Source organism: Ardenticatenales bacterium (genome assembly GCA_020634515.1).
Classification (GTDB): domain Bacteria; phylum Chloroflexota; class Anaerolineae; order Promineifilales; family Promineifilaceae; genus JAGVTM01.
On record JACKBL010000009.1, the window covers coordinates 170,193 to 196,854 of the forward strand.

The 26,662-nt window shown below is 60.3% G+C and carries 29 protein-coding genes; 4 read left to right on the top strand and 25 right to left on the bottom strand.

What is annotated here, in order from left to right:
• Nucleotides 1–55: 55 nt before the first annotated feature.
• A complete protein-coding gene (locus H6650_20895; protein ID MCB8954468.1) occupies nt 56–367 on the top strand; it encodes a hypothetical protein in 312 nt (103 codons plus the stop codon).
• 293 nt (nt 368–660) lie between these two features.
• On the opposite strand, the gene H6650_20900 is transcribed toward H6650_20895, so the two are convergent.
• The 12 genes from H6650_20900 to H6650_20955 form a co-directional block, all read right to left on the bottom strand.
• Nucleotides 661–1,041 carry a hypothetical protein gene (locus H6650_20900; GenBank protein ID MCB8954469.1) on the bottom strand — a complete coding sequence of 127 codons (381 nt, stop codon included), beginning with the start codon at nt 1,039–1,041 and terminating at the stop codon, nt 661–663.
• Nucleotides 1,042–1,110: 69 nt separating this feature from the next.
• Entirely contained in the window at nt 1,111–2,127 is a 1,017-nt protein-coding gene (locus H6650_20905; protein MCB8954470.1) for a GNAT family N-acetyltransferase, read from the bottom strand.
• Between the two features lie 11 nt (nt 2,128–2,138).
• Nucleotides 2,139–2,912 carry an ABC transporter permease gene (locus H6650_20910; protein MCB8954471.1) on the bottom strand — a complete coding sequence of 258 codons (774 nt, stop codon included), beginning with the start codon at nt 2,910–2,912 and terminating at the stop codon, nt 2,139–2,141.
• A gap of 168 nt (nt 2,913–3,080) precedes the next feature.
• On the bottom strand, nt 3,081–3,938 hold the full coding sequence (locus H6650_20915; protein ID MCB8954472.1) for an ABC transporter permease: 858 nt from the start codon (nt 3,936–3,938) through the stop codon (nt 3,081–3,083).
• 8 nt (nt 3,939–3,946) lie between these two features.
• Complete coding sequence (locus H6650_20920) at nt 3,947–5,278, bottom strand: MFS transporter (protein ID MCB8954473.1); 1,332 nt, start codon at nt 5,276–5,278, stop codon at nt 3,947–3,949.
• A gap of 318 nt (nt 5,279–5,596) precedes the next feature.
• Nucleotides 5,597–6,538 (bottom strand): ABC transporter ATP-binding protein, encoded by a 942-nt coding sequence (locus H6650_20925; protein MCB8954474.1) that lies wholly within the window; start codon nt 6,536–6,538, stop codon nt 5,597–5,599.
• Between the two features lie 122 nt (nt 6,539–6,660).
• The gene (locus H6650_20930) at nt 6,661–7,887 is read right to left on the bottom strand and encodes a hypothetical protein (GenBank protein ID MCB8954475.1); all 1,227 of its coding nucleotides are present in this window, start codon (nt 7,885–7,887) and stop codon (nt 6,661–6,663) included.
• Nucleotides 7,888–7,992: 105 nt separating this feature from the next.
• Nucleotides 7,993–8,475 (bottom strand): hypothetical protein, encoded by a 483-nt coding sequence (locus H6650_20935; GenBank protein MCB8954476.1) that lies wholly within the window; start codon nt 8,473–8,475, stop codon nt 7,993–7,995.
• A 64-nt stretch (nt 8,476–8,539) separates the two neighbouring features.
• Nucleotides 8,540–9,091 carry a hypothetical protein gene (locus H6650_20940; GenBank protein ID MCB8954477.1) on the bottom strand — a complete coding sequence of 184 codons (552 nt, stop codon included), beginning with the start codon at nt 9,089–9,091 and terminating at the stop codon, nt 8,540–8,542.
• A 37-nt stretch (nt 9,092–9,128) separates the two neighbouring features.
• Nucleotides 9,129–9,509 carry a DUF2089 domain-containing protein gene (locus H6650_20945; GenBank protein ID MCB8954478.1) on the bottom strand — a complete coding sequence of 127 codons (381 nt, stop codon included), beginning with the start codon at nt 9,507–9,509 and terminating at the stop codon, nt 9,129–9,131.
• Nucleotides 9,510–9,755: 246 nt separating this feature from the next.
• Nucleotides 9,756–11,186 carry a glycosyltransferase gene (locus tag H6650_20950; GenBank protein ID MCB8954479.1) on the bottom strand — a complete coding sequence of 477 codons (1,431 nt, stop codon included), beginning with the start codon at nt 11,184–11,186 and terminating at the stop codon, nt 9,756–9,758.
• Complete coding sequence (locus H6650_20955; GenBank protein MCB8954480.1) at nt 11,183–11,395, bottom strand: DUF951 domain-containing protein; 213 nt, start codon at nt 11,393–11,395, stop codon at nt 11,183–11,185. Before H6650_20955 ends, H6650_20950 begins: the two co-directional genes overlap by 4 nt.
• 247 nt (nt 11,396–11,642) lie before the next feature.
• Between H6650_20955 and H6650_20960 the strand changes: the two genes are divergently transcribed.
• Nucleotides 11,643–12,287, top strand: a complete 645-nt coding sequence (locus tag H6650_20960) for a site-2 protease family protein (protein MCB8954481.1) — start codon at nt 11,643–11,645, stop codon at nt 12,285–12,287.
• A 13-nt stretch (nt 12,288–12,300) separates the two neighbouring features.
• The gene (locus H6650_20965) at nt 12,301–12,819 is read left to right on the top strand and encodes an HD domain-containing protein (protein ID MCB8954482.1); all 519 of its coding nucleotides are present in this window, start codon (nt 12,301–12,303) and stop codon (nt 12,817–12,819) included.
• 4 nt (nt 12,820–12,823) lie between these two features.
• On the opposite strand, the gene H6650_20970 is transcribed toward H6650_20965, so the two are convergent.
• On the bottom strand, nt 12,824–14,275 hold the full coding sequence (locus H6650_20970; protein ID MCB8954483.1) for a PD40 domain-containing protein: 1,452 nt from the start codon (nt 14,273–14,275) through the stop codon (nt 12,824–12,826).
• A 420-nt stretch (nt 14,276–14,695) separates the two neighbouring features.
• On the opposite strand from H6650_20970, the gene H6650_20975 reads away from it, so the two are divergent.
• The gene (locus tag H6650_20975; protein MCB8954484.1) at nt 14,696–15,157 is read left to right on the top strand and encodes a universal stress protein; all 462 of its coding nucleotides are present in this window, start codon (nt 14,696–14,698) and stop codon (nt 15,155–15,157) included.
• A 339-nt stretch (nt 15,158–15,496) separates the two neighbouring features.
• Here H6650_20975 and H6650_20980 read toward each other — a convergent pair whose 3' ends face one another.
• From H6650_20980 to H6650_21035, 12 genes are all read right to left on the bottom strand, one after another.
• Nucleotides 15,497–16,513 (bottom strand): fructose-bisphosphatase class II, encoded by a 1,017-nt coding sequence (locus H6650_20980; protein ID MCB8954485.1) that lies wholly within the window; start codon nt 16,511–16,513, stop codon nt 15,497–15,499.
• 31 nt (nt 16,514–16,544) lie between these two features.
• Nucleotides 16,545–18,689 (bottom strand): STAS domain-containing protein, encoded by a 2,145-nt coding sequence (locus tag H6650_20985; protein ID MCB8954486.1) that lies wholly within the window; start codon nt 18,687–18,689, stop codon nt 16,545–16,547.
• A 177-nt stretch (nt 18,690–18,866) separates the two neighbouring features.
• Nucleotides 18,867–19,460: a DinB family protein gene (locus H6650_20990; protein ID MCB8954487.1), complete on the bottom strand. Its 594-nt coding sequence runs from the start codon at nt 19,458–19,460 to the stop codon at nt 18,867–18,869.
• 113 nt (nt 19,461–19,573) lie between these two features.
• On the bottom strand, nt 19,574–19,798 hold the full coding sequence (locus tag H6650_20995; GenBank protein MCB8954488.1) for a hypothetical protein: 225 nt from the start codon (nt 19,796–19,798) through the stop codon (nt 19,574–19,576).
• Between the two features lie 180 nt (nt 19,799–19,978).
• A complete protein-coding gene (locus tag H6650_21000; GenBank protein MCB8954489.1) occupies nt 19,979–20,653 on the bottom strand; it encodes a metal-dependent hydrolase in 675 nt (224 codons plus the stop codon).
• 25 nt (nt 20,654–20,678) lie between these two features.
• Nucleotides 20,679–20,840, bottom strand: a complete 162-nt coding sequence (locus tag H6650_21005) for a hypothetical protein (protein ID MCB8954490.1) — start codon at nt 20,838–20,840, stop codon at nt 20,679–20,681.
• A gap of 355 nt (nt 20,841–21,195) precedes the next feature.
• Nucleotides 21,196–22,542 carry a hypothetical protein gene (locus H6650_21010; GenBank protein ID MCB8954491.1) on the bottom strand — a complete coding sequence of 449 codons (1,347 nt, stop codon included), beginning with the start codon at nt 22,540–22,542 and terminating at the stop codon, nt 21,196–21,198.
• Nucleotides 22,535–22,936 (bottom strand): hypothetical protein, encoded by a 402-nt coding sequence (locus tag H6650_21015; GenBank protein MCB8954492.1) that lies wholly within the window; start codon nt 22,934–22,936, stop codon nt 22,535–22,537. Before H6650_21015 ends, H6650_21010 begins: the two co-directional genes overlap by 8 nt.
• A gap of 36 nt (nt 22,937–22,972) precedes the next feature.
• Nucleotides 22,973–23,578: a transposase gene (locus H6650_21020; protein MCB8954493.1), complete on the bottom strand. Its 606-nt coding sequence runs from the start codon at nt 23,576–23,578 to the stop codon at nt 22,973–22,975.
• A 218-nt stretch (nt 23,579–23,796) separates the two neighbouring features.
• Nucleotides 23,797–26,073 carry a CHAT domain-containing protein gene (locus tag H6650_21025; protein ID MCB8954494.1) on the bottom strand — a complete coding sequence of 759 codons (2,277 nt, stop codon included), beginning with the start codon at nt 26,071–26,073 and terminating at the stop codon, nt 23,797–23,799.
• An 18-nt stretch (nt 26,074–26,091) separates the two neighbouring features.
• Nucleotides 26,092–26,421: a tetratricopeptide repeat protein gene (locus tag H6650_21030; protein ID MCB8954495.1), complete on the bottom strand. Its 330-nt coding sequence runs from the start codon at nt 26,419–26,421 to the stop codon at nt 26,092–26,094.
• A complete protein-coding gene (locus tag H6650_21035; protein ID MCB8954496.1) occupies nt 26,418–26,597 on the bottom strand; it encodes a tetratricopeptide repeat protein in 180 nt (59 codons plus the stop codon). Before H6650_21035 ends, H6650_21030 begins: the two co-directional genes overlap by 4 nt.
• Between the last annotated feature and the right edge of the window lie 65 nt (nt 26,598–26,662).

Consider the following 26,662-nt stretch of genomic DNA (forward strand, 5'->3'; position numbering starts at 1 on the left):
CTCACAGGCAATTCAGGTTATGCACCTTACACAATACCCGCACGAAGTAACGCGAATGACAAATTCTGCTGATTGGTCTCCCACTATCGAAGATTTCATCATCAGGAAACAGCATGAGATCGCCCGGCAGCAGGCCCGGCGATATGAAAACATCGGGCTGTTGGCTGGTAGTGTGGCCGCGGAATTAGATACGTTGTTGCGCTGTCTGGTTACTGAAATGTCGCAGGCGCGTGATTTGCTGCCGGCGGAAGACCCCGCCCAGGCGCATTTTTCACAGACGTATCTCATCGCCGAACAGGCCGCGGAATTGTGTAGTCAATTTCTGGATTGCGTGAATGGCTGCCAGGCCAGCACACACCTGGAATGAAACAACGGCCTGAAGCGTCTTCAGTCGCCAAACACAGGCAGTTGTCCTTCCCGTCATGTTCTTCGGAACACGCGTATCACCTTCGGAGGGGTATGCCGTAGGTCAGTTAAAGGACACCACATTGGTGTCCTACTGACCTTCGACACACTACGTGGCACAACGCGCATCTCATGCGTGTCCGCGCCACCGCCATTCTTGTACATCACGCACGTTGGGGATTACCTCGGGGAAACAATCGCCCATCCATTGGCTCCCGCCTGTGGTGGGCGATTGTCTTGTACACGCCATAGCGCCTACTCCATGAAGATTTCGATCTCTTCGCCTGCGTCGTTATCTACGTAGTCAAACACCTTGCCGCTGCGCCCCGACTCAATGGCCTCACGAATCTGCTCGTAATTGACGCCCTCCAGATCAGGCACAAACCGCGCCCCCATCTTAATGCCGATGTTCACCAATCCCAACGGGATGTTCATATTCACCTTATTGCGCCCCGACTTCAGATCCGTCACGCGCACGCGGAACCAGCGCGGCGCGCTCGCTCCTTTCAACGGTTCGGCAGGGCGGCCCTTTTCCGTCTGATCCAGGGCACGCAGCAGCGCGCTTCCCTCGCTGGCCGTGATCTTGCCCTGCTCAATCATCTTGAGTATTTGTAATCGCTCTTGCGTCGTAGCCATTGCTCGCGCTCCTTACAGACAAGTCATTCCTTCACACCCGCCAGCCGGCGCCCGCGGGCGTTCATCTTTTCATAGATCGAGCCGCATGACGATCAACGTACGCTGCGGTTGAAAATGCGCCTCTTGTAACATCTGATTCATCAGGGCATCTTCCGCCGGATGATCTAGACGTACCCGCCGCTGTGGTAGATAGTCCAGGCGGCGCAGCAGTTTCGCCAGTAGATGTCGCTCCAACTGGCCGCGGCTATCGGGGTGGACGCGAATGGTAAGCAGGTGTGGGCGCTGCCACTCGCTGATAATTGAGGCCAGACCGGTCAGCCGATCCTCGCTGTTGCTGGTAACCCAGTATTCGCCCTGACGCCCATTGAAAAAGCCGCGCAAGCTGGGCCAAAAGCCTGTTTTATAGGCATCGGCGGCCAGTGGATCGGGCCAGTGGAGGTCGGCGGGCATACTGGCGGCGTCTAGCGTGTAGGCCGCGCGCCATTCGCGGCGACGCAGGGCGCGGATGGTGGGGCCGCCACTGTAGAGAGGCAGCGGGCGAATGTGGGAAGATGCCGCCATCCAACCGGTGATGGCGCCTATTTCCGCAAAGCCGAGGCGGAGGTAGAGGTTTCTGGCGGGGGCGTTGTGTTGCTTTACCTGGAGGACGACAACGTGGGCGCGCCGATTCCGCAAATAGTCGAGGGCGGCCTGCATCATCTCCGCGGCGATGCCGCGCCGCCGCCAATCGGGATGAACGGCGACGTTGGCGATGATGAAGCGTCCCGGCTGCCGCGTTTCCATCATGGAAACGTTGCCCACGACTTGTCCGGCTTCTTCCCAGACGAAACCGGGCATGGCCGTGCCCGGCGCGGGCACGAGTGGCTGGTACCAGGGTTGGCTGACCATCGTCAGACTGCGCTGCAGGGCGCGGCGGTTCTCCGTGTCCAGTTCGGCGGAGAAGGTCAGGTCCAGCAACTGCAGAATCTGGCGCGTATCTTGACGAAGATTGATGGGACGCACGCCGTGCCTGCCGGCATTTTGGCGCGAAGGCAGGATGGTAATCATGTCCGGGTAAGATTCTCGCGGCAAAATTAGATGCAACATGTTACCCCAAATCAATATTCCGACAAGCTGCCGGTACGCCGCGCGCGGTCTTCCGCCCGCTGGTAGAGCCAGAAGCCGAATGCCGGCATTCCCATCCCAAACACCGTCACAATCACCAACTCCACGCCGAACGGAGCCAGTTCGGGATACCCGGCGGGGAACCCCATCATCGTGGCGCGAAACGCATCCACGCCATAGGAGAGAGGAATGAGGCGCACAATGGGTTGCAAAAATGCCGGCAGCGCCGCAAACGGAAAAAACGGCGCGCACAGCACAATAAACACAAACTGAAACAGATTCGCCAGCGTCTCCGCCGTGTCCTTGATCCGCAGCGTCCAGGCGGCAAAAGCAAACCCCGTGCCAAACGTCCCCAGCAGCGCCATCGCCAACACATACAGCCCCAACAGCGGATTGTGAAACGGCAGCCGTCCAATCATCGCCTGCATCAACAACCCCGCGCACACCGACAGCAATCCCGTCCAGAATAGCGTAATTGTCACCCGCGCCGAAAGGCTGGCCAGCTTCGAAGCCGGACTGAGATAAAGCTGCTCCAGCGTTCCCTGTTTCTGCTCCCGCCGCACGTTGTAGCCAATGGCCCACAACGTGTCGCTCAAATACATAAACAACACGAACCCATACACCACCAGCCCGGACGTCTGCGACGCCGTCGCGCCCCGGTTCTCCAATCCATTCGGTGAAAACATGGCCCCGGCAACCGTCAGCACGGCAATGATCAGGAAAATCTGCCCAAAACTGGCCACAAACTCCACCGGATAGCGTAGCATGATGGTGAACTCTTTGCGCACCATGGCCACAAAAGTGCTGCCTCGCGTCTTTCCGCTGCTCCCTGAGCGGGGTGATGACCCCATCCGTTGCCCTGTCATCGTCATCGCTTTCTGCCCTTGCCCCTTAGGGCGTGTCCGCCAATCTCAATTCCATGATCGGATGCGCCCTCAAAATGTGCCGATGCCTTCGTTGCGCCGCAGCCCGGACTCCACGCGGCCAAAAACCCAGGCTCCAAACAGGGGGGTGAACAGCAGAAATGCCCACAGGACGGCAAAATCCAGGTACCACGTCTGCAAGAAGAAGCCCACGCCCAGCAGAGAAGACCGCACGCCGTTGACCATCCAGGTGGGGGGGAAAAGCTGCGCCGCCAGCCGCAAAAACGGTGGCAGCACGGTCACGGGGTAGAAGACGCCCATGAGGAAGCTGACGACCCACTGCATCAGGCCGATGAGGGCGTTGGATTCCTTGACGCGCAGCACCAGCGCCCCAAACAGGAGGGTGAAGCCGTAGAGGGGGATCAGGCCCACGAAGATGAACAGCAGGGCGATGAAGACGTCTCCCTGGAATGGGTTGACGCGGAAGATGAGGCAGCCGATGATGTAGGCGACCAGCCCGGAGCCGACGCCGCGAATGGCGCTGTAGATGGCGACGCCGGAGGCGAGGGCGATGCTACGGGTGGGGGTGAGGTAGACGGCTTCCAGTGTGCCGGTTTCTTGTTCGAAGCGGACCCAGTTGGCGATGTGCCAGAAGGCGCTGGAGACGATGGAGAAGATGTTGGAGCCAATGAGGAGGAAGGCGACGTAGTTGGTGGTTCCGGTGTTGGCGGCGAAGTTTGTGCCGGCATTTTCTCCCGCCGCCGCCCGTCCCATCAACATAGGCATCGCCGCGAACACAATCGGCACAATAATCTGCATCGCCACCTGTCCCGGATAGCGCGACATATTCACCAGGCGCAGCCACGTCTCCGCCCACACCGCCGACATCGTGTATCGCACCGTTTCCAGACGCGCCCCATTGCGTTTCATCGTCCCCATCACTCCGCCGCCGCCACCGCTGCCGGCGCCACCCGCTCCAGTTGGTCATGGTCCGGCAAAATGCTTTCCGCGTTCCGAATTGCCGGCACCAGATACCCCGACAGACCAATGGCCGCGGCAATCAGGCCACCAAAGACGAAGATTAACGCCGTGCCCGCGCCCGGCCCCGTGCCCACCAGCCAACCAAACGTGTTTGCCAGGCTGCCCCCCTCGCGCATCGCCGGCTCCAGGATTGCGTCCGCCAGGGGAATCGCCGCCAACTGCGCCAGCGGATTCGTGGCCCAGGCAATCAGGCGGCGCACGGAGAAGACCCGTCCCTGTACGTCAGGCGCCACCTTTGACTGCCAGATGGCCTGATTTGACCCATTGATGATGGGAATCAGCAGCGCGCCCAGGAACAGCGCCACCGCCCACACTGGCCAGGCCTGACCCAATCCTAACAATGTCATGCCCACCAGACCGCTGAGGAACCAGCCGAACAACACCCCATGCACGCGCCGCTTGGGGCCGCCCCACGCGCTCATGATCAAGCCGCCCACGACGCCGCCCGCCGCCCCCGCCGACGACACCAGCCCGTAAATCCGGGCATCCTGGTTGGTGCGATACAAAATCATCGCGGCCAGCGTCGTAAAGGCCAGCGAAGCCACGAAGTTGCCAAAGAGGAAGATCAACTGCAACCCCAACAGGCTGGGTCGCTTCAGAATATACTGGAAACCATAGGCGGATTCGCGCAGCAAACTGCCCTGGCCTTCCTGCCCCTCGACGGTGCGCGGCGGCTGCGGTACGTGAATGAACAGCAGCGTCCCCACGGCAAAAATAAACGTGAGGATGTCGATAAGGAGGATGCCTTGCAGTTTGATGACGGCCAACAGCGCGCCCGCCAGCAGCGGGGCGAAGATGCCGGAGCCATTTTCCGCCAATCCCATCAGGCCGCTGGCCCGCCCGTACTGCTCCTTGGGGACCATCATGCTGATGGCGGCGGAGTAGGCGGGCCACTGGAAAGCCTGGAATGTGCCGTTAATGGCGTTGGTGATGTACAGGTGCCAGATTTCCAACCGCCCCAGGGAGACCAATATCAGCACGGCTACGGTGGTCATGCCCGCGGCCAGATCGCTGATCATCATCATGAATTTGCGGTTGGAGCGGTCCACCAACGCGCCGGCAGTTGGGCTGACCAGGATCAGGGGCAGCATGAAGGCGAGTCCTAGCAGGGCCAATTCGCGTACGCGCTCGGTCTGGCCAAAAATGTAGATGGGAATGGCGAACCCCGTCATGGCGCTGCCAATGAGGGAGACGAACTGGCCCACCCACATCACCATGAAGCTTCTCATACCGCTCGGACGAACGGAAGGGTCTGGTTGTGTCATGAGGTTGTCCTCTTATCGACTATTGTGGACGTAACTACTAAGTAACCGTCCGAAAATAACTTCACGCTTTTTACGGATGGTTACTGACAAGCTGTCCGCACATTTCCCCTAACTTAATTGCGGACAGCCACTAACGCTCTCTGGAGATTGGGCTAATCTCACCAGGGAGAATTGGTCCAATCGGGCCTGGCAGTTACTTGGGGACAAGGGAAACTGTTCTGGCGCACCGCATCCGTTCAGCACGTGGCGCGGTCGGGATGGTAAATGTTGGTGAATGCGGTTCTACTTTTTGCGCGTGTCGTCGGCCAGGGTGCGGCCTGTGTGGGCGATGAACACGTCTTCCAGGGTGACTTCTTCGGGCGTGATTTTTTGCAGCACCGCGCCATGGGAACCAAGCGTTTCCACCAGGCGGGGTAGAATCACGGCTTGATTGGCGGCCACGACCGTCATTTGCGTGTGCCCATTGGCGGCGGCCAGGGCTACGTGGTTGATGCCCGGCAGTTGGCGCACGGCGCGCATCGCTTCGTTGGAGATGACGCCCTCAAGACGGATGATGTTGTCGCGCTGCAAGGATTGCTTTAATGCCGGCACATCTCCCAACGCAATCACCCGGCCATGATCAATGATCGCCACCCGATGGCAGAGCGTCTCCGCTTCCGCCATGATGTGCGTCGTGTAGATGATGGTTTTGCCTTCCTGGTTGAGGGCGCGCACGGTCGCTCGCAGTTCCCGCGCCGAGGGCACGTCCAGGGTGTTGGTGGGTTCGTCTAGCACGAGAATGGGGGCGTCGTTGATCAGCGCCTTGCCAAAGGCGAGTTTCATCTTTTGTCCCGAGGAGTAGGTTTCCACGGCGCGGTCGGCGTACTCGCCCAAACTCAGCCGTTCGATGATGTCGTCGGCGCGTTTCTTTCGCTGGTTTGGGGAGAGATGATAGAGCGCGCCAAAGAAGATCAGGTTTTCGCGCCCGGTGAGCTTCCAGTAAAGGCCCCGCTCACCCATGAGCATACAACCGACGCTGGCGCGAATGGCGTTGTCGTCACGGGTGAGTTGGTAACCATTGATCCATGCCGCGCCACCACTGGGGAGAAGGAGCGTGGTGAGGCATTTGATGAGGGTGGTTTTGCCGGCACCGTTCGGACCGAGCAGGCCGAATACTTCACCGGGTTTGATCTCCAGGGATACGTCTTGTAATGCCGGCACTTCCTTCCGTTCCGACTTAAACAAACCCCGTCGCTGCTTTGAAACATACGTCTTGCTCAGGTTCTGAACAATGACCTGGCCTTCCATAACGCGCCCTTATTCTTTTCAGACAAGTCCCATCAGGTGGGAATTAAACCATCCCGTTGCTATTCACTCAACGCTTCCAGCAGCGTCGTTGCCTCTTCCACGGAAATAAGCCCCTTCTCCAACATTTGCAACACCTTAAGCTGCTCTTCCGTGGAGGTTTTGCGTGTCCTGGATGGTTTCGGCGGGGGGGGCGGAGGTGGCGCATACTGTCGTCGCGCCCGTTCCTGGGCGCGCTCCACGCGCTTCAACGCCCGTTCTACTGCCTTCTCGGCCTTCTGCGCCATCTTCGTGGAAAACTCCGGCCCAAACTGCGTCCGCAACCGCGTTGACATTTCCTGTAAGCGTGAATCCAATTGCGTGCTGAGCATTTCACCCAGACCTTCCATCGTCAAGGAAATGTCCACGTCGAAATCGTCCACATCCCCGCTATCCCACTCGCCGCGCGACTCATACAGGGGCTTGATGACGATCTCGCCGCCCGCTTCCAGGACCACGTTCGTTTCGCCGTCGCCCAGGCGGGCCATCAGCCGCCCTTTTTCCTCCGTGGCGCTGTCAAACTCCATGCGGCGCACGATGGAAGAGGCCGTGGCCGTGAGGTCGAGCGGCGCATCTGGCGGCCAGCGTAGCAGGATATTACCACCGGTGCGCAAAACGTGCTTTCCTGGCGACAGGCTGCCTGTCAGACGCAGGTCGCCGCCGATCTGGTCCAGGCGGGTGGCGCCGCCCAGGTTGCGCAGGTTGGCATCGCCGGCGCACCGCTCAATCATCACGTTGCCGTTTACGGTGTTCAGGCTGGCGTCTCCCATAACGTGGTTCACTTGCACGGAGCCTTCGACGTAGCGGGCGGAGAAGTCGCCGTGCACGGTGTCGATCTCCATGGAAGCGACATTGCGCAGGCTGAGGGAGTGCATGACCTTGTCGGCGGTGAGGAGGCCGTCGATATTTCTGCCGGTGAAACTGCCGTAGACGTTCTCAATCGTCACGCTGTGGGCGATCTTCACGATCATGGAGCCGTTGACTTCCCTGGCGTTGACGTCTCCTTCGACGTTTTTCACAATCAAATCGCCACGAACCTGCTCCAGGAAGAGGTTGGCGCCCACGGGCACGCGCAGGCTGAGGCTGCCGCGACAACTGATGCCGTACCCTTTTTCCGATTCGGTGACTTCGTAGGGATCGCCCTGAATGTAGAGGACGTTGTCCGACCACCCTTTCACGACGAGGTCGCCCAGGCATTCGCTGACGGTGATGGTGGGGGCGCTTCCCGTGTCATATTGCTTTTTGTTCATACTATCCTCCGCTGCGGTCATCACCGCAAAATGGCGCGCCAAAATGGTGCGATGGGTTGCGTTCGTGCTGCACGGCCCGAAAATCGACCGGGCAGGGGGGCTGGTCTAGTCGACCATCACGACGATGTGTTCGCCGCCCTCCTCGTTCTCCACGTCTACCAGCACGCCGCCGTTGTTCTTTTGCAGGAGGCTGTTCAGTTCGTCCCAATCCAGGGCGCGCATTTCTGGGACGAAGCCCGCGCCCAGTTTGAAGCCAAATTTGACGAAGCGGAGGGGGATGTTGACGCTGACGCGGCGTTTGCCGGTGTTCAGGTCGCTGACGCGCACGCGGAACCAGGAGGGGCCGGGCGCGTCCGCTTTGGCCGTGGGGGTGGCGGCTGCTTCCTCTTCTTCCACGACAATCTCTTCTCCTTCGCTTTCAATTTCTGCCTTGAACGCCGGTTCAGAGGGTGGTTCGGGCATGGGCGGCGGCGGCGGTGGTGGTGGTGCGGCGGCCAGCCGACTGAGCATGTCCGCGGCTTCCTGGGCAGTGATTTTGCCGGCAGCAACCAGTTCCAAAATCTCTTGTTTCGCTTGTCCATTACTCATGACGGGTCTCCTTACAGGTAAGTGGTTGTCAGTTGGTGGTTGTTTGGAGGGGGAATGATAATGATTACCCCGCGGGCTGTGGTACGGTATAGCCTGCTTGCTGCAACGCCTGGTAAATGAGGGAGGGGTCGCCCATGCGCATGGCCCCGTACCACCATTCTCCATCGACGCCGCGAAAGAAGTACCCGTTGCCGGCATGTCGTCCCGCAATGGGGATCAATATCTGGTTGGGCCGACCCGCGCGGGCCAACGTCTGAAACGTAATGGGTTTGTCGTAGTACAGTTGCAGCACCAGGGCATTGTTTTCGTAATCCGTCAGTGTCTGTGGTGAAAGGCCGATGCTGATCAGGTCGGTGCTGGTCACTTTGCTCAATGACGATTCAATAGCATCCGCCAGGGCCTGGTAGCTGGGACTCCCGGGCTGGACGAACGTCTCCTGGCCGTAGTTGACGATCAGGATACGGCTGGGGCGTGCGTTCAGGGCTTTGGATTGGAACCAAAGCAGGTTCTGCGAATTGAGGGCTATGATGCCGTAGAAGATGATGGCTCCAATGACCACAAACAGGAGCAGGGGTTTGATGAGGTGAATTTTGGGAGCAGGGGCTGATTCGATCATGAGGTGTTTTCCCTGGCTGCGAAAGCAGGTGTCCGATTCAGGCTTCGCCGCGCAACATGCGAATGCCTTCTTCCGGGCTGATTTCGCCGGCCGATATGCGCCGCAGGATATGCTGGCGCTCGTCTTCGGAGATGTTGGTTGGTTCTGACTCTTCCAGTTCGTACCCGAGGGCGTAGATGATGTCCGTGAGGCGGGCACGCACGGCGGGGTAGGAGAGGCCGAGGTCCTGGCCGACGCGGTTAATTTTCCCTTCGTTGCGAATGAAGAGTTCCACGAATTGCAACTGTTCCGTGGAGAGCTGGAACAGTCTCCCCAGGGAAAAGTGGCCTTCGAGCGTGGTGTCGCAATGCCGGCAATGCAGCCGCGTTACTTCCAGATTTTCGCCACAGATAGGGCAATGACCAATGACAGGATTCATACCAATTACTTTGTCCAAAATCAGGGGACAGCCAAAACGCGCGTCCCAAAACTTATTACACACAAAATCAATTATCTTAAGGGCATATCAAAATAATACAACATCCCTCAAACCATGTCAATACACCAATTTAATAAAATTGATACCAATATCAATTTTATTCACATCATCATAAACTTTCTCGCTCCCCCCCTTTCCTCCCCCCCGCCCCTCATCCCTCATCCCTTATCCCTCATACCTCATACCTCATCCCTCGTCCCTCCTTTGCTCCCACAGTGTCCCTATGGCCACGCCACCAAAACCCAGCCCGCATGTCGTCAGGAACAACAGCGGTCCATAGTTTGCATAACGCAGCGCCAGGATGAGGCCGATGCCGGCATAAACCGCCAGCCCCAGCTCCACCACCACGATCCAATCAGCCGGCAGGCGATACCGCAGCCGCGGGTTGAGCGCATCCCCCTTCGGCGTGCGCACAAACGGCCCACCGCGCCGCAGCAAGGCTTGCAGGATGGCGCGGCAGTTGCTCGCAGCCAGCCCCATGGCCAACAGCATCATTGTCGGAAAGTGACGCAACCGCCGCGGCCAATCCGTGTAAAGTATCTCCTGACTCATAATGAACAGCAGTGGCTGACCAATGCCGGCAATCCCAATCCAAAACCAGTGGGAGGAAAAGCGAAAATCCAACGCTACCAGCGGAACCAGCAACAGCAACAGAGTGAGCAGCAAGAGATGCGTGCTGTAAGCCGACATGGACAACAGCGCATAAAGGCGGGCGGCAACGGTCTGGTCCTTGCAGGTGACAATCAGACGCCAGTATTTCAGGAGGCACTGTGTCGAACCTTTCGCCCAGCGCGCTTGTTGACTCTTGTAGGCATTGATACTTGCCGGCAATTCCGCGGGCGCAACCACATCCGGCAAAAAAAGGAACTTCCACCCCTGCAGCACCGCCCGCGTACTCAAGCAAAGGTCCTCGCACACCGTATCCGGTTCCCACCCCCCACACGACTCCAGACAGCTTCGCCGCCACACCCCCGCCGTACCGTTAAATTTCGGGAACAGGTCGGCACGATGGCGCACCGTTTGCTCAATGATAAAATGCTTATCCATGGCAATCGCCTGCGCCGCCGTCAGTGGCGAAGCATCATCATTCAGGTGTCCCCAACGCGCCTGCACCGCCCCCAGCCGGGCATCGTCCAGGAAATGGGGCACCGTGCGGCGCAGAAAATCCGGCGGCGGTTGAAAATCCGCATCGAAAATCGCCAGGAACGCGCCGCTGGCCCGCGGCAACGCCGCCGCCAGCGCCCCCGCCTTATAACCCGCCCGATTCTCGCGCCGCACCCACTCCATGTTCACCCCTTCCGCCTGAAACCGCCGCACCAGATCATCGGCCAGCCCCGCCGTCTCGTCGGTGGAATCATCAATTACCTGAATTTGCAGGCGGTTGCGCGGATAATCGAGCTGCGCCACCGCGTCCAGCAAGCGCGGCAGCACCAGCCGCTCATTGTAAATAGGAAGCTGCACGGTCACGGAGGGCAGATGGTCATCTGCTACCGCCGGGGCGGGATAAGCCTTATGGCGGTAGCGCCAATAAAAGAGCAGCGTCACCAACCCCAACAACCCATAAACGGCCATCCCGATCAGGGCCGCCAGGTACAATAAACTGAGCCAGGTGATCATGCCGTGTCGTCAGATCGCTTAACGATCTGTTTTAGCCGCTTGCGGAACTCGGCGCGCGTCAGCAAAACGCGGCGCTGACACGTCTGGCACTGCAAGCCAATGTCCGCGCCAATGCGCGTCACCAGCCAGAGATAGCCGCCGCACGGGTGTGGTTTACGCAGCTTAACAATGTCGCCTGGTTGAACGGAAGGAATGTGTTGTGTAGACATAGGGGGAGAATTATACGATAGCGCATGGCTCTGGACACGCCCGTACCGCATACGAAATACATCCGTACGCGCTTTCGTGACGGGCGACGCCCAAATCCGTGGCCGCGTGATGGTGGATTCCGCCGCGTGGACGGATAGCTTTTCATATCGTGTCTGTTTTCAGGTATACTTCGGTCACTATGCCTGTTTGCGGACCATCAGGCGGCTTCTAGCCACTCTCCACTCACATCTGTTTTCGAGGGCGCTCATGCTAGGTTTATCTATTCCCGTTTTGATTGCCAGGTTAATTGTCCTGGTTGTGGCGTTTACGATTCACGAACTGGCGCATGCGCTGACGGCGGATTGGCTGGGGGATTCGACGGCGCGTCGTATGGGTCGCGTTAGCCTCAACCCGCTGGTTCACCTGGACCCCATGGGTACAATTTTGCTGTTGATTGCCGGCTTTGGCTGGGCCAAACCCGTCCCCGTGAATCCCATGAATTTACGCGGCAACCCACGTTCGTCAATGGCGATTGTGGCGATTGCCGGCCCCTTTTCCAATATGGTGATGGCTTCGCTGGCGGCCATTCCCTTGCGGCTGGGATTGATGCCCATGACATTCGGGAATTCGCAACTGACGGTGGGCGTGATTTTATTTGAGTTTGTGTGGATAAATGTGATCCTGGCGCTATTTAACCTGATCCCACTGGCTCCGCTGGATGGCTCGAAGGTGTTGGCCGGGGTTTTGCCGGCGGAAATGGCCTACCGACTCCGCCCCCTGGAACAATACGGCCCCCTGATCCTCCTCGCCCTCATCTTCCTGCCCAATTTCCTGCCTGTTATTCCCGACTTTATCTCCTTCCTCATTGGTGGCCCGGCAATTGCCATCACCCAGCTACTCATCGGTTTCTGACGCCTTGCTACTCATGCGCCTTCGCTACCGCCTGTGGCAGATATGGCAGGACGTTACCGTGAAAGCGCCGCTGCCGCCAGAAGCGCGCCAGGAAATTGGCGGCGTGCTTTCCGTGGCGGAGCTGCGGCTCTTTGACCGGTACGGACCGCGCGATCAGCAGCACGCTTATCTCGTTTACCAGACGTTACTGGCTGCCGGGCACACATCGCGCCCGCTGCTGGCGGCGGCGCTGCTGCATGATGTGGGCAAGGCGCGCGTACGCCTGAGGGCCTGGGATCGGATGCTGCCCGTGCTGGTGGAAACAGTGTGGCCGTCACTGGCGCGGCGATGGGGAGCCGGCGCACCGGAGGGGTGGCGACGCGGGTTTGCGGTGCGGCGGCAGCACCCGGCCTGGGGCGCGGAAATGGCCCGGGCCGCCGGGAGCGATGCGTTGACGGTGGATTTGATATGCCGGCATCAAATCCCCCCCCATCAAACCACCCCTGAAGACCACCTCCTCCACCTGCTGCAATGGGCCGACGACCGTTCCTGATCCTCTACTGCTGTCGCCAAAACGCCACCATCCCATCCGCCACAATCCGCGGGCGGCGGCCATCCACCGGAATCACCATAATGTGCGGCACACCGTTCTCCGCCACCGGCAGGGCCAGCGCCGCGCTATCCGGCGACCAGAGACGATGACTGAGCGCGTACTGGTCAAAAAAGGGTAGGAACTGGGCCAGAAACAGGGGCGTTGGCGTAAACGACGTGACAAACCCCTCGTTGCCGCTTCCCACATCCACCACCCATACATCCATTGTCGGCAGTTGATCCCGCTGCATGGCGCGCCGCTCCGCCGGTCGGATTGCCGCCAGCGGTTGCATCTCAGCGGACGCCTCGATGCTGTCCCGGCCATGCAGCGTCAAGAACGCCAGCCGTCGCCCATCCGGCGACCAGAAAAAGGCCACCACGGTTTGCCTTGTTAGCAGGGCGATCTGACCAGTTTGCGCATCATACAGTCGCAGCGGACCAAACAGGTCGGAGCCGCCGCTATCCGGGCTGATAAAGGCCAACCTGTCCGCCGCGGGACTCCATGTCAAGGCCGCCGTGCCCCGGTGCGGAATACGTGTTTCCGATTCGCCCCGGTCATTCTGAATCACCAACCAGCGTGCCCCCGCGGCATCCTCTACCGTAAACGCCCAGTACGCGCCGCTGGCCGAGATGCCCGGCGATTGGAAGGAGCCGGGGGCGGCCAGGTTTTCGCCCGTTTTCGTGCCGGTGGGGTCAATGAAGGCCAGTCGCGCTTCTTCCTGATTGGCGCCTGTGTGAATGAGGAGGCGGTCCGCGGAGGGAGACCATGCCCAGTAGAAAGGTTGGCCCGTGGTAAGCAGGCGTGCGGGTCCGTTTTCTCCGGCTGCTGCCAGAAATAGCCCCAAACTGCCGGCATGGTTGGCAAGAATGCTCACGGTTTGGCTGTCCGGCGACCAATAAAGATAGAAGGGCGCGTCGTTCTCGCTGCCATAAATGCTCAGGGGGGCGCTGTCGCGGGCGGGCGCATCGGCGAGTAGATAGACGCCGCTGCCGGCATCGTCGCTGCCCAACACCGCAATCCACTCCCCATCCGGCGACCACACCGGAAACTGATAGCTGCGATCGTCATCCGTCAACTGCCGCCGATTATTTCCTTCCCCATCAATCGTCGCCACCTGCCGACGGGAATCCACCAACACCAGCCGCCCGCCCCCGCCGGGGTTTGCCCCCGCCGGCGCTTCGTTCGCGCTTTCTCCCTCCGCCGCTTCCGGTGTCCCCCCTGACTCCGGAGTCAAGGTTGGCGAGGATTGCACTGCTGCCGGCAGCGACCCTACCACGGCCCCATACGATTGCCACAACCACGCCGCCGCCGTCACCGCCGCCGCCAGCCCGCACAACACGAGGACCACCAGACCACCAATCAACCACCACTTCGTCCGCCACCGCATTTGTTTCTGTTCTCCCGTTTCCTCACGCATTCTCACACCTCGCCGAACCTATCTACAATGCGCACACCACCGATCCATGTTGGAAGTTAATCACAAACTCGAGTCTGGCGAAACCGAAATAGGGTGAGCGGCATCGCCGCTTCAGCCGTGTCGAACCCCATCCGTGGGCCGGTTGAAGCCGCCGCGCCCAAAACGCCAGTGTCTGTCACGAAAATAGCTCGGATGCCACCGCAAGCCAGTTTTCGCCTCCCTCCGCTGGTGACATTCCTCGTCACCACACCTGTTGATTATCACTGTACGCCCAGTGGCCGCTCTTCGATAATTAAGGTGTAACGTACCGGCAGACGACATGTTCGTCATGCCACCCACGGGAGTTTCGTTGCACCTGAACTGTTACGGCAGCAGGCCCTTCCCCTCTCTCAAACAACCCGGCTGCCCAGGAGAATGACCATGTTCAAACACATCCTTGTCCCTCTGGACGGCTCCGCTCTGGCGGAATCCGCCCTCCCCGTCGCTCTGGAAGTTGCTCAAAAATTCGACGGCGAAATTACTCTGGTGCGCGTGGTCCTGCCGCCACACGTTGTCAGCCATACCACGGGAGCCGCCTATGCTTCCTTGATCACCGGCCTGCGCGAGCTGGCCTACGAAGAGGCGGAATCCTATCTGAAAACGCAACAAGGTTCCCTGCGCCAGCAAGGGCACATCGTTCACTGCAAAGTCGTGGACGGCGAACCTGTCGCCGATATTATCCTGGACGTTGCCGAAGGGTTGCCCGTTGACCTGATCGTCATGAGCACGCATGGTCGCAGCGGGGTCAGTCGTTGGGTATTTGGCAGCGTGGCCGACCGCGTCTTGCGCCTGGCCTCCATGCCTATTTTGCTTGTTCGCGCGCAGCCCGGCACGGCTGCCTGACAGACGGAGCCGGTGCGACGCACCCCAGCCAACAACCGACAAACTGTCCTTTCCTGTTAATTGTCCGAAAACAACTTGTCATTTGGCAAGTTGGAAGGTCACTTCCAGCGCATCCAGCGATGCCGCTGTTTGGTACGGCGTTGCGTAAATCTCTTCCGTGTTGAAAAACCCGCTGAAGCGCCCACTCCGGAGTCGAGGCTTTAGCCGGTTCTCAGGTAACTACTAACGCTCTCTGGAGATTGGACCAATTTCATACGCTCAACGGCCATTGTCACCAGAGAAAATTGGTCCAATCTGGCTTACCTGAGCCTGCCGAAGGCAAGAGAGGCGGCGACAGGTTCAGCCTACAAGCGGGTTGGCAGTCACCACTTCCTGTAGAATCGATTGCTCTGTTTGCACAAAGCGGCGCGTGCCCGTGCGGGCGCGGATCAGCAGCGAATGAAGATGGGCCACTTGACCGTGGAAGTCAACTTCATGCAGGAGATCGCTGCGGGTGATACCCGTGGCCGCCACGAACACATCGTCACCGCGCACCATTTCCGCAACTGACCAGATGCGCTTCCGCTCCAGGCCTGCTTCCACCAGGGCGTCCCTTTCGGCGCGGCTTTGCGGAGCCAGCCGGGCCAACATACCACCGTGCAGTGCCTTCACGGCGCAAGCCGCCAAAATGGCTTCCGCCGCGCCACCGATCCCCATCAACACGTCAATGTTTGTGCCTACGGTGGCCGCCAGCAGCGCGGCTTCCGCGTCCGCCTGGCGCAGCCAGACACGCGCTCCCGTGGCGCGGATTTCCTCGATCAGGTCAGCGTGCCGCGGGCGGTCCAACACTACCACGTCCAGGTCGCGCACGGACTTCCCTTTGACACGGGCGATCAAGGCCAACGTCCAGGCGGCGGGGGCGTCCATCACCTCGGGGACTAACGCCTCTGCCGCTTCGCGGTCAACGACAATTTTATCGACATAGGCGGCGGGGTGAGGGGACCAGATAGTGTGACGTGGGGCAACAGCGATGGTTGAAATGGCACCCGGATAACCGCTGACAACCAGCTTTGTGCCATCAATGGGGTCTACGACGACGTCCAATGGCGGTCCGCTACCCGTGCCCACGTGGGAGCCGCTGTTGAGGGAAGAAAGCGTCCCCAGTCTTCCTTCTTCTCCAATGACAATGTGGCCGTCCATTTCCACTTCGTTAAGGGCGTGGATGGCAGCTTCCGCCGCCGCCCGGTGTGTATCCAGGTATTTGCCGGAGCCAACCCACCGACCGGCGGCGAGGGCGGCGGCTTCCGTGACGCGCAGCAGGTCCAGGCCGATGTTGCGGAAAAGAACTTGATTGGTGTCGAGTGTCTGGCTGTTCATCCTTCATCCCTCATCCTTCCGCCTTCATCCCTCATTCTTCGAAGTCGTCTATGGCTTCCAGCAGGCCGGCATTTTCCCAGGATAACATGCCGCCTTGTAGGATGGTGACGTTGGCGTATCCGTTTTGGCGCAGTTGGTAGGCAACGCGACGGCTGCGGCGGCCGGTACGACAAACAAAGACGATGGGGGTTTGTGCCGGCATTTCCACCCCCTCACGCAGCACCGTCACCAACGGCCGCGGTTGCGCTTCTGGAATATGTCCGCGACGATACTCGCGCGGCTCCCGCACATCAATCACCACCGGGCGCGAACCAGACACCCCCCGCAGTTCCGCGTACAACGCCCGTGCTGATAGCTCGGGCACACTCCCCACCGGCACAACTGCTTCCAACTTCAGGTCCGGCGGGTAGGCATACTTGGGCAGATTCTGGCACTCGCGAAACGCGCGCGCGGGGCATTCATAGATACAAATGGCCGGGTCCAACACACGGTGGAACAGATGGGAAATGGCCTCGTCTTCCGACAAAAAGTTGGACGGCCCCAGATAGACATCAAACCCAGAATGCGCCATGACCCGCAGTACCGCCTCATTGGCCCGCACCACAAACACGTCACCGCCCCGTTCCCTATACATGCGCACGATATTCTCCAGGGCGTGTATGCCGCTGAAATCGCACTGGTTGACGCTGTGCATACGCAGGAGGAGGAACCGCTCTTCGGGGCAGTCGAGCAAGTGTTCCTGGATCACTTCCTCCACATGACTGACCGCGCCAAAATAGAGGTCCCCCTTGATTTCCAGCAGGCTCATTTGGGGGCAGCTATGCGCCGCGTGCGGCACAAAATGGCGGAAGTTGTCGTCCGGTAGTACGAAATAAACCTGGGGTAGACTGGTTTTGCGAATGTAGAGCGCAAAAGAGAGCAAAATACCCAGCAGCACGGCGAATTCGATGCGCAGGAAGAGCGTGCCCAGGATGGTGACGAGCATGATGAGGGCGTCGCTGCGCGTACTGAAAGCGATGCGGCGAATTTCCGCCCGATCAACCATGCGGTAGGCGGTGACGATGAGTACGCCCGCCAGCGCCGCCGTGGGTACGAATGCGGTCAGCGGCGCGAGGAAGAAGAGGCCAACGAGGACAAAGAGGCCGGAAAACAGGGCGCTCACAGGCGTGCGCGCGCCTGCGCCGAAGTTGATGGCGGAGCGGGAGAAGGAGCCGGCGACCGGGTAGCCGGTGAAGAAGCCGGCAAAGAGGTTTGCCAGACCCTGGCCAACGAATTCCTGATTGCTGTCGAGCCGTTGACCGGTCTGGGCGGCAATGGAGCGGGCAATGGCGGCGGTTTCCACGAGGCCAATGGCTCCAACGGCAAGTGCCCCGGTGGAGAGTTGGGCGATGAAGTCAATATCGAGTAGGGGGAGGCGGGCAAGGGGGGGAAAGCCTGCCGGCATTTTCCCTATCGTTGCTACCCCCTGTTCATCCAGCTTGAAAATAAAAACGAGCAGCGAACCGGCCACCATGGCCAGCAGTGCGTCGGGCAGGCGGCGATTGACCCGGCGCACGAGCAGCACGAAAATGATGGTGCCCACGCCCAGCGCCGCGGTGATCACATGCGTGTGGGTCAGATTGACGAAGGAGTTGACCAGGGTGACGAATACGTCCGCGTTGGGGAGTTTTAACCCCAACAGCGGGCTGATTTGCTTGATGGCGATGAGCAGGCCGGCGCCGGTGGAGAAGCCGACGATGACGGAGTGGGAGACGAAGTTGACGAGGACGCCCAGCCGTGCCAGGCCCATGAGGAGTTGGAAGACCCCCACCATGACGGCCATGAGTCCCGCGCCGATGATGAATTCGGCGGTGTTGGGGGCGACGACGGCGGAGAGGGAAGAGAAGACGAGGAGGGAGATGGCGTTGGCGGGGCCGGTGTGCATCTGGTTGGAGGCGCCCCACAATGCGCCGACGATGGCTCCGATAATGCCGGCATACAGCCCCATCTGTGGCGGTAATTCCGCAATCAACGTAAACGCTATCGCCTGCGGCAGCAAAATCACGGCCACCGTCAACCCGGCGATTAAGTCAGGACGCAGGTTCTCGCGGTCATATGCCCGTACCAACCGCACCGGCTGCCACAAATAGCGCGAAACACCGCCAAGAAGATTGGGGTTGTTCAAAAACGACGACATACGCACCTCGGAGGAGGCGGAAGAAGAATAAACGGCAACCACTTGAGCCATCGCCTGAGCCTGTCGAAGGTACCATGGAGTTCAACAGGTTCAGGCAACGGGAGGTCTAGCCGTTACAAAAAAGCGGGTGAATGGGTGAATGATTAGCGTACGCGCGTCCCTCAGCCTATTCGCCATCTACCCACGCCGCTCACCGCTCGTCACTCGCAGACTCTCTTTGGCTTGCCGCACGATTTCCGCAATTTGCGCCAGGTGGCTATCATCGTGCGAGAGGCCAAAGACAAACCGCTTGATCGGGTTAATCACCGTGCCCCGAGCTGTCTCGTAGATATTATCCAGGTGTGGCGCATCGGGCCACATCTCCAGGCTAGCCAGACGCATCCGGCGGCTCTCCTCCAGGCGGGCGCGGCATTGCGCCGCGGTCGTCACCTGTTGCCACGGCACTTCCGCGCGCGAACGTCCGTGGTATTCCACGCCGCGCGCCAGCTCCGCCGCCAGCGCCGCCGACTCCTCCGCGGAGGCCGTCGTATGCACAATCACGTGTCCCAACGTCCACGCCAGCCCTTGTTCACCCTCATCGGTGGCAAACATATCGTCCGCATCCGGGTCTTCCGGTTGAAACGTGACGTCTTCGTCTGAGCATTGCGCTATCAAGTCGAGCATCGTGTCTACCATTTCGTTTGTCAACCGGCGCAAATCGTTTACCGTCAGGTCGGCGATCAATTCGTCCATCGTCATTGCTTTATTGCGTACAGCCGTGAAGTTCAACATTGTTCGTCCATCAATGAATAGGGCGCAGGCCCCAGTGTTCAGGGCGCACCCATATTGAAGATTGGAAATGACGGATGCGCGGGAAGGGTTCTTGCTTGTCAGATAGCCCAAAGTTAATTTTGCACGAACCCGAAGTGATTGTCATTAGCTCTCTGGCGGCGCGGCGCAACGAAAGCCCAGAATGCTTTTTGTGTCTGGCGGCGGTCCCTGATGCCGATTAGCGACCTGGATGACGCCTGGCGGGCTATACCACGAACCGCCCCGTCATCCGGATAGGCGAATAGGATCAGGATCACCACCATCATTGTCACGCTCAAGAACAAAACCTTGCTACGCATCTGACACACTCCTCTGTCATTAAGGACCGGAAGTTTTGGTCGTTGAGGATTGCCGGTCCGGCTGATATTCATCCATGGTGGTCGGCGTAGTCAGCGAAGTCTCTTTCAGGGCTGGAACGACCATGCAAAGAAGGGACGCAGGGGAATCATCTCATCCTTCCCTTCAAGATGGGAACAACACTACACTGGCAGAAAACCGCGCAGGTAGCGCAGCAGTAGCCCCAATACCAGCAGTATATCCGCAATCAGCAGGAGACGGAACAGGGTTTGCTCAAATATGCCTCCTGTTGTCAGGCGGAGGCGACGGGGTAGCAGGTGAAAGCGACGCCGTGTCAGGGGCATCAGCAGGGGGATGCCCGTTTTCGTTACGCCATCGGCAACCAGATGGCTGACATACCCCACTAGAAACGCAAACGGCAGCCCGCGCGTGGGCCATGCCGGCATGAAAGAAACCAGCAGCGCCAACAGACCCGTTAACAAGAGACAGGTGAGCAGGCTGTGGGTGATACCGCGATGGGGCAAATACTCCGCGACGCTGTTCGCGCCAGTAGCCACGCCCCGCCGCAGGTAGGCGTCCACCAGATTGACCGCTCCCTCCGGGTTGCGATGGCGGCGAAACCGGCGGCGTGCCGCCTGCACATCCTTTCGCGTCTGGTTGTCGCCAATGCCCAACTTCTGCCGCAAAAGCGGGTCCGCCTTGCTGCCCTTTGCCGCGTCAATATCGGGCAGCAGCGACGCCAACCAGCCAACGCCGAGGCTAACCACAAAGCCGCCCGATCCGGGGGCAATTCCCGCCGCCAGCAGCGCCAGCGCCGTTGTGGAAATGCCAATCAACTGGTGGGTTCGTCCCATCATAAGGCAAAGATTCCTTGTGGGGCAACTATTCGCGTAGACTCGTCAGGTCTTGTTCGCGGAGGAAATAGTCACCGTTGTTGATAGTTGTCGAGGATTGGTCATGGAAGCGCGCGAATGACTGATCAAGGATGTGCGCCGTCGTTTGCGCCAGGGGGCGCTCACGCCCCAGGGCAAGATGACACGCCATCAATGTAACGTCTGCAAATTGTAAATCAGGGCGGTCAGAATCGCCAGAGCATAAAGGGACATGGGCACAATCTTTAACTTCCAGGAGAGGAAAATGCCGGGCAGCAGCATGGACCTGACAGCCACAAGAACACGCGTGGAAAGCAGCGGCTGAATAGCGACGCATTGGACATGCACGACTCGGAGCTTGAGGGGAATGGTGGGAATGGATTGCGAAATACGACAGGCGTGGTGGCGGAAAATGCCGGCAACTGGTGGGCGACGCCAACGGTCCGGGTGGCATCAACCCCGACGACAAAATCGTGGGCAACGTCATCCATACCCCGAAACCCGGTATTTCAAGAAAACTGGGTTTTTCACAGTTTATTGCGCCGCCACAACTGGCTCCCACCCCATACCAACAGCGCAATGCCCAAAATGATCCCAACCCGTATCAGCGATAGCGCCCAGCCTGGCACAGTGTCCGCAGGATCGCACATGCGCCCAAGCGCATTCACGACGCCGCACATCGCGCTGTAGGCCACCTCTCGATCAATAAACTCACCCAGAGTGAGGAGAACGCCTATCACCGCCAGCCACCAGTTGCGCCGCTCCGCCAGGCGGTTTTCTTCCGCCTCCAGTTGCCCCCGCAGCAGGTCAACCTGAATTTGCAGCGTGCGCAGCGTGACTTCCGCTTCCTGAATCGTGGCCTGGTAAAAAGCCTTATCTGCCTGCATTTGGGCCACGGCCACAGCCAGCCCTTGCTGCCAGGCCAGCAGCACGCCAGCCAAAGGCAGCGCTGCGCGTCCTACTTCGTTTTGCAGATTAGCCGCATTGACGTTCACCCCTTGCACAGCTCGTGCAAATTGCCCCAGTTCCACCGCATACTGCCCATAAGCGGTGGCAATATCCTGGAGTTGGTTCTCCAATTCAGCCAGGTCTTGCCCTGGCGCTCGTGTACGCAGCAGGACCTGGCTCAAATTCTGCTCCTGCTGAATAAGCTGCGGGCGCAGCAACTGCCAGTAAGTGCGGCTGTATTGGTGGGATACTTTGTGCGTTAGCAAAGAAAGTCGCGGCAAGATTTCGTTCAGAAAGCGGGTTGCGGCCTGTTCTGATAGATCATCGTCAGGATAAAACAGGGCCAACTGATCGGAGAGTCCCACGCGATCATAGAGCCAGCCCCCCCAGGGCAAAGAAGCCAACCGCAGGTCGCCGCCCACGCCGGGCAAGAGGTCTTCAGCCAGTCGCCTGGCATCTGTTTCCGCGACCACCCGCGCGGCAAAACAAATCGTCTGTCCCAGGTAAAAACGGTCATGCCGCAGTGGTTCAGCCACGGGCCAACTGCCTTCTTGCAGTCGCGTCCAGGCGTCAGGCTGTGCGGTCTCAGCGTGCCCGCAGGCCAGGTGCAGAGTTACAGCGTCCCCTTCTGCCTGCACGAAAGCAAAGGCGGCATATGCGTCTGCGCCCGGCTGCCAGCGGGCGGCCTGACCACCCGGGGGATAAAGCTGTACTTTGTCGGTCTCGGAATGCAGGAGGTCAATCGTGGGCAGCGCGGTTGCATCCTGGCCCAGCCAGGCAGACTGGTATTCCAGGACCTCTTGTACGCGGGTGCGCCAGGAAGGTGCCGGCATTTTCTCCGTTCCAGCTATCGTTTCCAGGCTGAGGGCCAGAAACAGGTATTGGTGCATCATTGCTTCCCGCGCCGCGGGTTGGTTGTCAGGCATCAGATGGCGGTTCCTCTGGCGCGGGAGTGGGGGGCGATGCCGGCAATTTGTCCATCTCGCGCACGATGTCAATCAATTTCTGCTTTACGGGTTGCACAGGCAGCCCTTTCACCGGTTCATCCGTCGGTTGAACTGAGGGAGGATCTGTCCACATACTGCTCCCCGCGCCAGGAACAGCCCCGCGCACGGCTGGATAACGGCGCAACACGCGCAGCAATTGAAAATAAGCGCGCATCTGTTCACGACTCTGACCCGACTGCAAAGCGCCATCCACGCCTGGCGCCAGTTCCCTCAGTTCTTGCACAAACTGCTGCCACTGCCCTGGCGTCATGTTCTCGTTAAAATACTCTTGCTTATTATGCAGCAGTTGCAGCAAATCCTTGATACTATTCATCCCATACTCCTTGCGGGAGCGGATTGGCAACCCGCCCTATGGCAGCCATTTGCCATACGTCCAGGGCCACGCATCCCACTCTGACACAAGTCCCGCTTTGACCGGGTTGTTAATTACGTACTGGCGAATACGCTGCCATTCCGCTTCATCTCGAACAACATGGTCGTAATACTCTTGCTGCCAGAAAGCCCCAGACCGATGTAGTAACTTATTGGCCTGCGTGGCGGTATAAAGTTTGAGGGAATGCATGATTGCCGGCAAACTATAATAACCACCACCATCCTTTGTTCGCGGCGCGAATACGACGTGGACATGATTACCCATCACGCAGAACGTATCCAGATCATACACATTCTGGTCTCGATAACGCAAGCTTTCAGCGACCATTGCAGCTACAGGTGCTTGTTCCAGCCATTGCGGTCTCTGGCGGTTGCTGTCCAGGGCGGCATCCCATTGTGCAAACATACGCTTATGCTCTTGCAAGGCCCGCGCTACCTTTTCCTGCCGATCGCTGATCCTCGCTATCTGCTTCTCTACCCATTCTGCCTCAGCGTGTAGCCGACGCTGCACCGCCGGCGGCAGTGAACCAGCCAACCGGAATGTTACAAACAAGACCGCTCCTGGCGGTTGAATATGCGGCAAGTGCCTCCTATACGACTGTCGATAGGATAACCAGTTCACCTGACTCACCTCCCGTAGGGCGGGTCGCCGACCCGCCTTTCTGCCCATATACCACCATGCCGCACAGTTTACCAACTCGTATCTATCGCCCGGCGATAATGTATTTGCTGAACGGTAGTTTCGATAAGTACACCTGTCGGTTTTTGCGTGTGGGGGCGGGTTGCCAACCCGCCCTACGGTCAGGCGCCGTGGACGGCGAAGGGGGCCCAATGGACAGGGTGGGAAAATGGACATGCCGCGGTAGATTCGTGGAGTGTGTCATAAGCTGACTCCATAGCCAGCAGTTGGTAATACAAATCCGCTTCCGCTTCTTCTGAGAGGATAGTCCATTCGCCGCGGGCTTCGGCTGCCTGCAAGGGGGCCAGTTCTGTCTCCAGACGGGCAAGGGCGTCGGCTTTAGGCAACGTACGCAGCCAGTGGGCAGCCTGTTGCACGGCCGTCGCTGGCGGCAGGTGATGGGGAGGAAGCAGGAGTTCGTAGGTTTTATCCATCAACCAGGCGGTGGAGAGGTCGTCCACGGCCCACAAGGAGGCGATGACTGTGCCCGCGCCCGCGGTGAGCAGGGCGGCGGGGAAACCTAAATGCTCCTCCGCCGCTCCCCGGTCAATCTGGCCCGTCTCGCAGGCGCTGGCGGAGACGAGACAGCCGGGCTTTAGCGGCAGCCGCCCGGCCCAGATGTCGTCCAGGGTGAGCTTTTCGCAATCCGCCTGCAGCAGGTTGAGGGGCTGGCGCGCGGGCAGCGCCTGCCACAGCGGCGCGGTGTACCCTTGCGGGTGCGCCAGGAGGAAGGCGGATTGGCCTGGATCAGAGGGATGGAAGGAGGCGTGGGTAGAGAGTTCCAGGTAGTCGGCCGCGGGGGCGTGTTCCAGCAGCCAGGCGCGGCGGGCGGCGGAGCCGAAAGCGACCTGGGCGCGGCCGGCAAAGCGGGCGGCAATGGCCCGCACTTCGCCCGGGGTGAAGGCCAGGGAGCCATCCGGGTTGGCGATGGCCGTCAGATGGGGTTCAAGTTGGGGGCGAGCGGCGGCGCGGGTGATGGCCTGCTCTAACGCCACGGCGGAGGGAGCGTAGCTGAGAACGTACCGGTCGCCAAAGAAGTCGCCATCGGGGAGGGGCACGGCGTGCCAGGGGAGGAAAGCGAGCAGGTCGCCAGGGAGCAGCGTGATGGGCCAGACATCGGGCAACTGCGCCAGCCGCGCCAGCAGCGGCGGCAGAAACGCCCGCCCCAATTGGGCCAATCTTTGCGTCATGGTGCGCTGCCATACCGCCTGCGCCAGCGGATAGAGCGGATGCAAAGCAGGCAAATGCGCCAGGTGCGTCAGCCAGTAGGCTGTGAGCCAGCCGGGCTGCTGCCCGGCAGCAGCCTGCGCCAGGATGCCAGGGACATCCGCCGCCCCAAATCCGTCTGTAGGGAACAGGGCGTAGAAAAAGTCCTGCCAGGCGTCGCGGGTAAACGCGGGTAAAGAAATGATGTCTGCCGCCGCGGGCGCGTCCTGGGGAGAGGCCGGGTGAATGAGCAGGCAGAGCGTGCCCCAGTCGGTGTCATCGGTAGGCGCCAGATAGAGGAGGAGACGATTTTGAGAGCGGGCCAGATCACGCAGGGCGGCATACTCAGGGGCGCGTAGGGCAAAAACCGGATCAGCGGCCTCCAGGTGGCGTAATCGTTCCAGCAAATCTCTGCGGCGGCGCACGAGAGCGGCGCGCCGTATGTCCAATTGCGGCGTGCGCGGCTCTGCCGCCAGAGCGCGCAGGTCAGAATCACACTGGCGCAAATCCGCCAGCATCTGATCATAAGCGGTCGCTTCCGCGGGCGAAAGTTGCGCCGGGCGACGATTCAGACGCGCCTGTTCTGCGCGAAGGCGCACAGATCGCCCAGCTTCAATCAATGCTGGCGCGGCAGCCTCATCCCTGGCCGCGAGTAGCAGTGGCAGCAGGCGGCGGTTGAGCTGCGCTGCTGCTCGCGCCGGAACCCCTGGATCCGACTGCCACAACAATCGATCTTGCCATAAGGCTACCGCCTGGCGATAGACGGCGATGGCTTCTTCCAGGTCGGCGAAGCTGCCGCGGGCGGCGTAGCGGTCACGGAGCCCGTTGCCCAGGTTGTTCAAGTAGCCGGGCAAGTCCGGGGAGCCGGCGGGCGTGGCCTGCACCGCCTGGCGATAGACGGCGATGGCTTCTTCCAGGTCGGCGAAGCTGCCGCGGGCGGCGTAGCGGGCACTGAGCCCGTTGCCCAGGTTGTTCAAGCGAGATGGCAAGTCCGGGGAGCCGGCGGGCGTGGCCTGCACCGCCTGGCGATAGACGGCGATGGCTTCTTCCAGGTCGGCGAAGCTGCCGCGGGCGGCGTAGCGGGCACTGAGCCCGTTGCCCAGGTTGTTCAAGCGAGATGGCAAGTCCGGGGAGCCGGCGGGCGTGGCCTGCACCGCCCGATGACGGCGATGGCTTTCAGGCAGCCGCGGCACGGCGGGTGCGGATGGCAGTCAGGGCCGCCTGGCGATAGACGGCGATGGCTTCTTCCAGGTCGGCGAAAGCTGCCGCGGGCGGCGACGGTTGTTCAGATGGCAAGTCCGGGGAGCCGGCGGGCGTGGCCTGCACCGCCTGGCGATGACGGCGATGGCTCGTCGGCGAGCCGCGGCGGCGTAGCGGGCACGGAGCCCGTTGCCCAGGTTGTTCAAGCGAGATGGCAAGTCCGGGGAGCCGGCGGGCGTGGCCTGCACCGCCTGGCGATAGACGGCGATGGCTTCTTCCAGGTCGGCGAAGCTGCCGCGGGCGGCGTAGCGGGCACGGAGCCCGTTGCCCAGGTTGTTCAAGTAGCTGGCAAGTCCGGGGAGCCGGCGGGCGTGGCCTGCACCGCCTGGCGATAGACGGCGATGGCTTCTTCCAGGTCGGCGAAGCTGCCGCGGGCGGCGTAGCGGTCACGGAGCCCGTTGCCCAGGTTGTTCAAGTAGCCGGGCAAGTCCGGGGAGCCGGCGGGCGTGGCCTGCACCGCCTGGCGATAGACGGCGATGGCTTCTTCCAGGTCGGCGAAGCCCCGGGCGCTAGTCAGGCGGC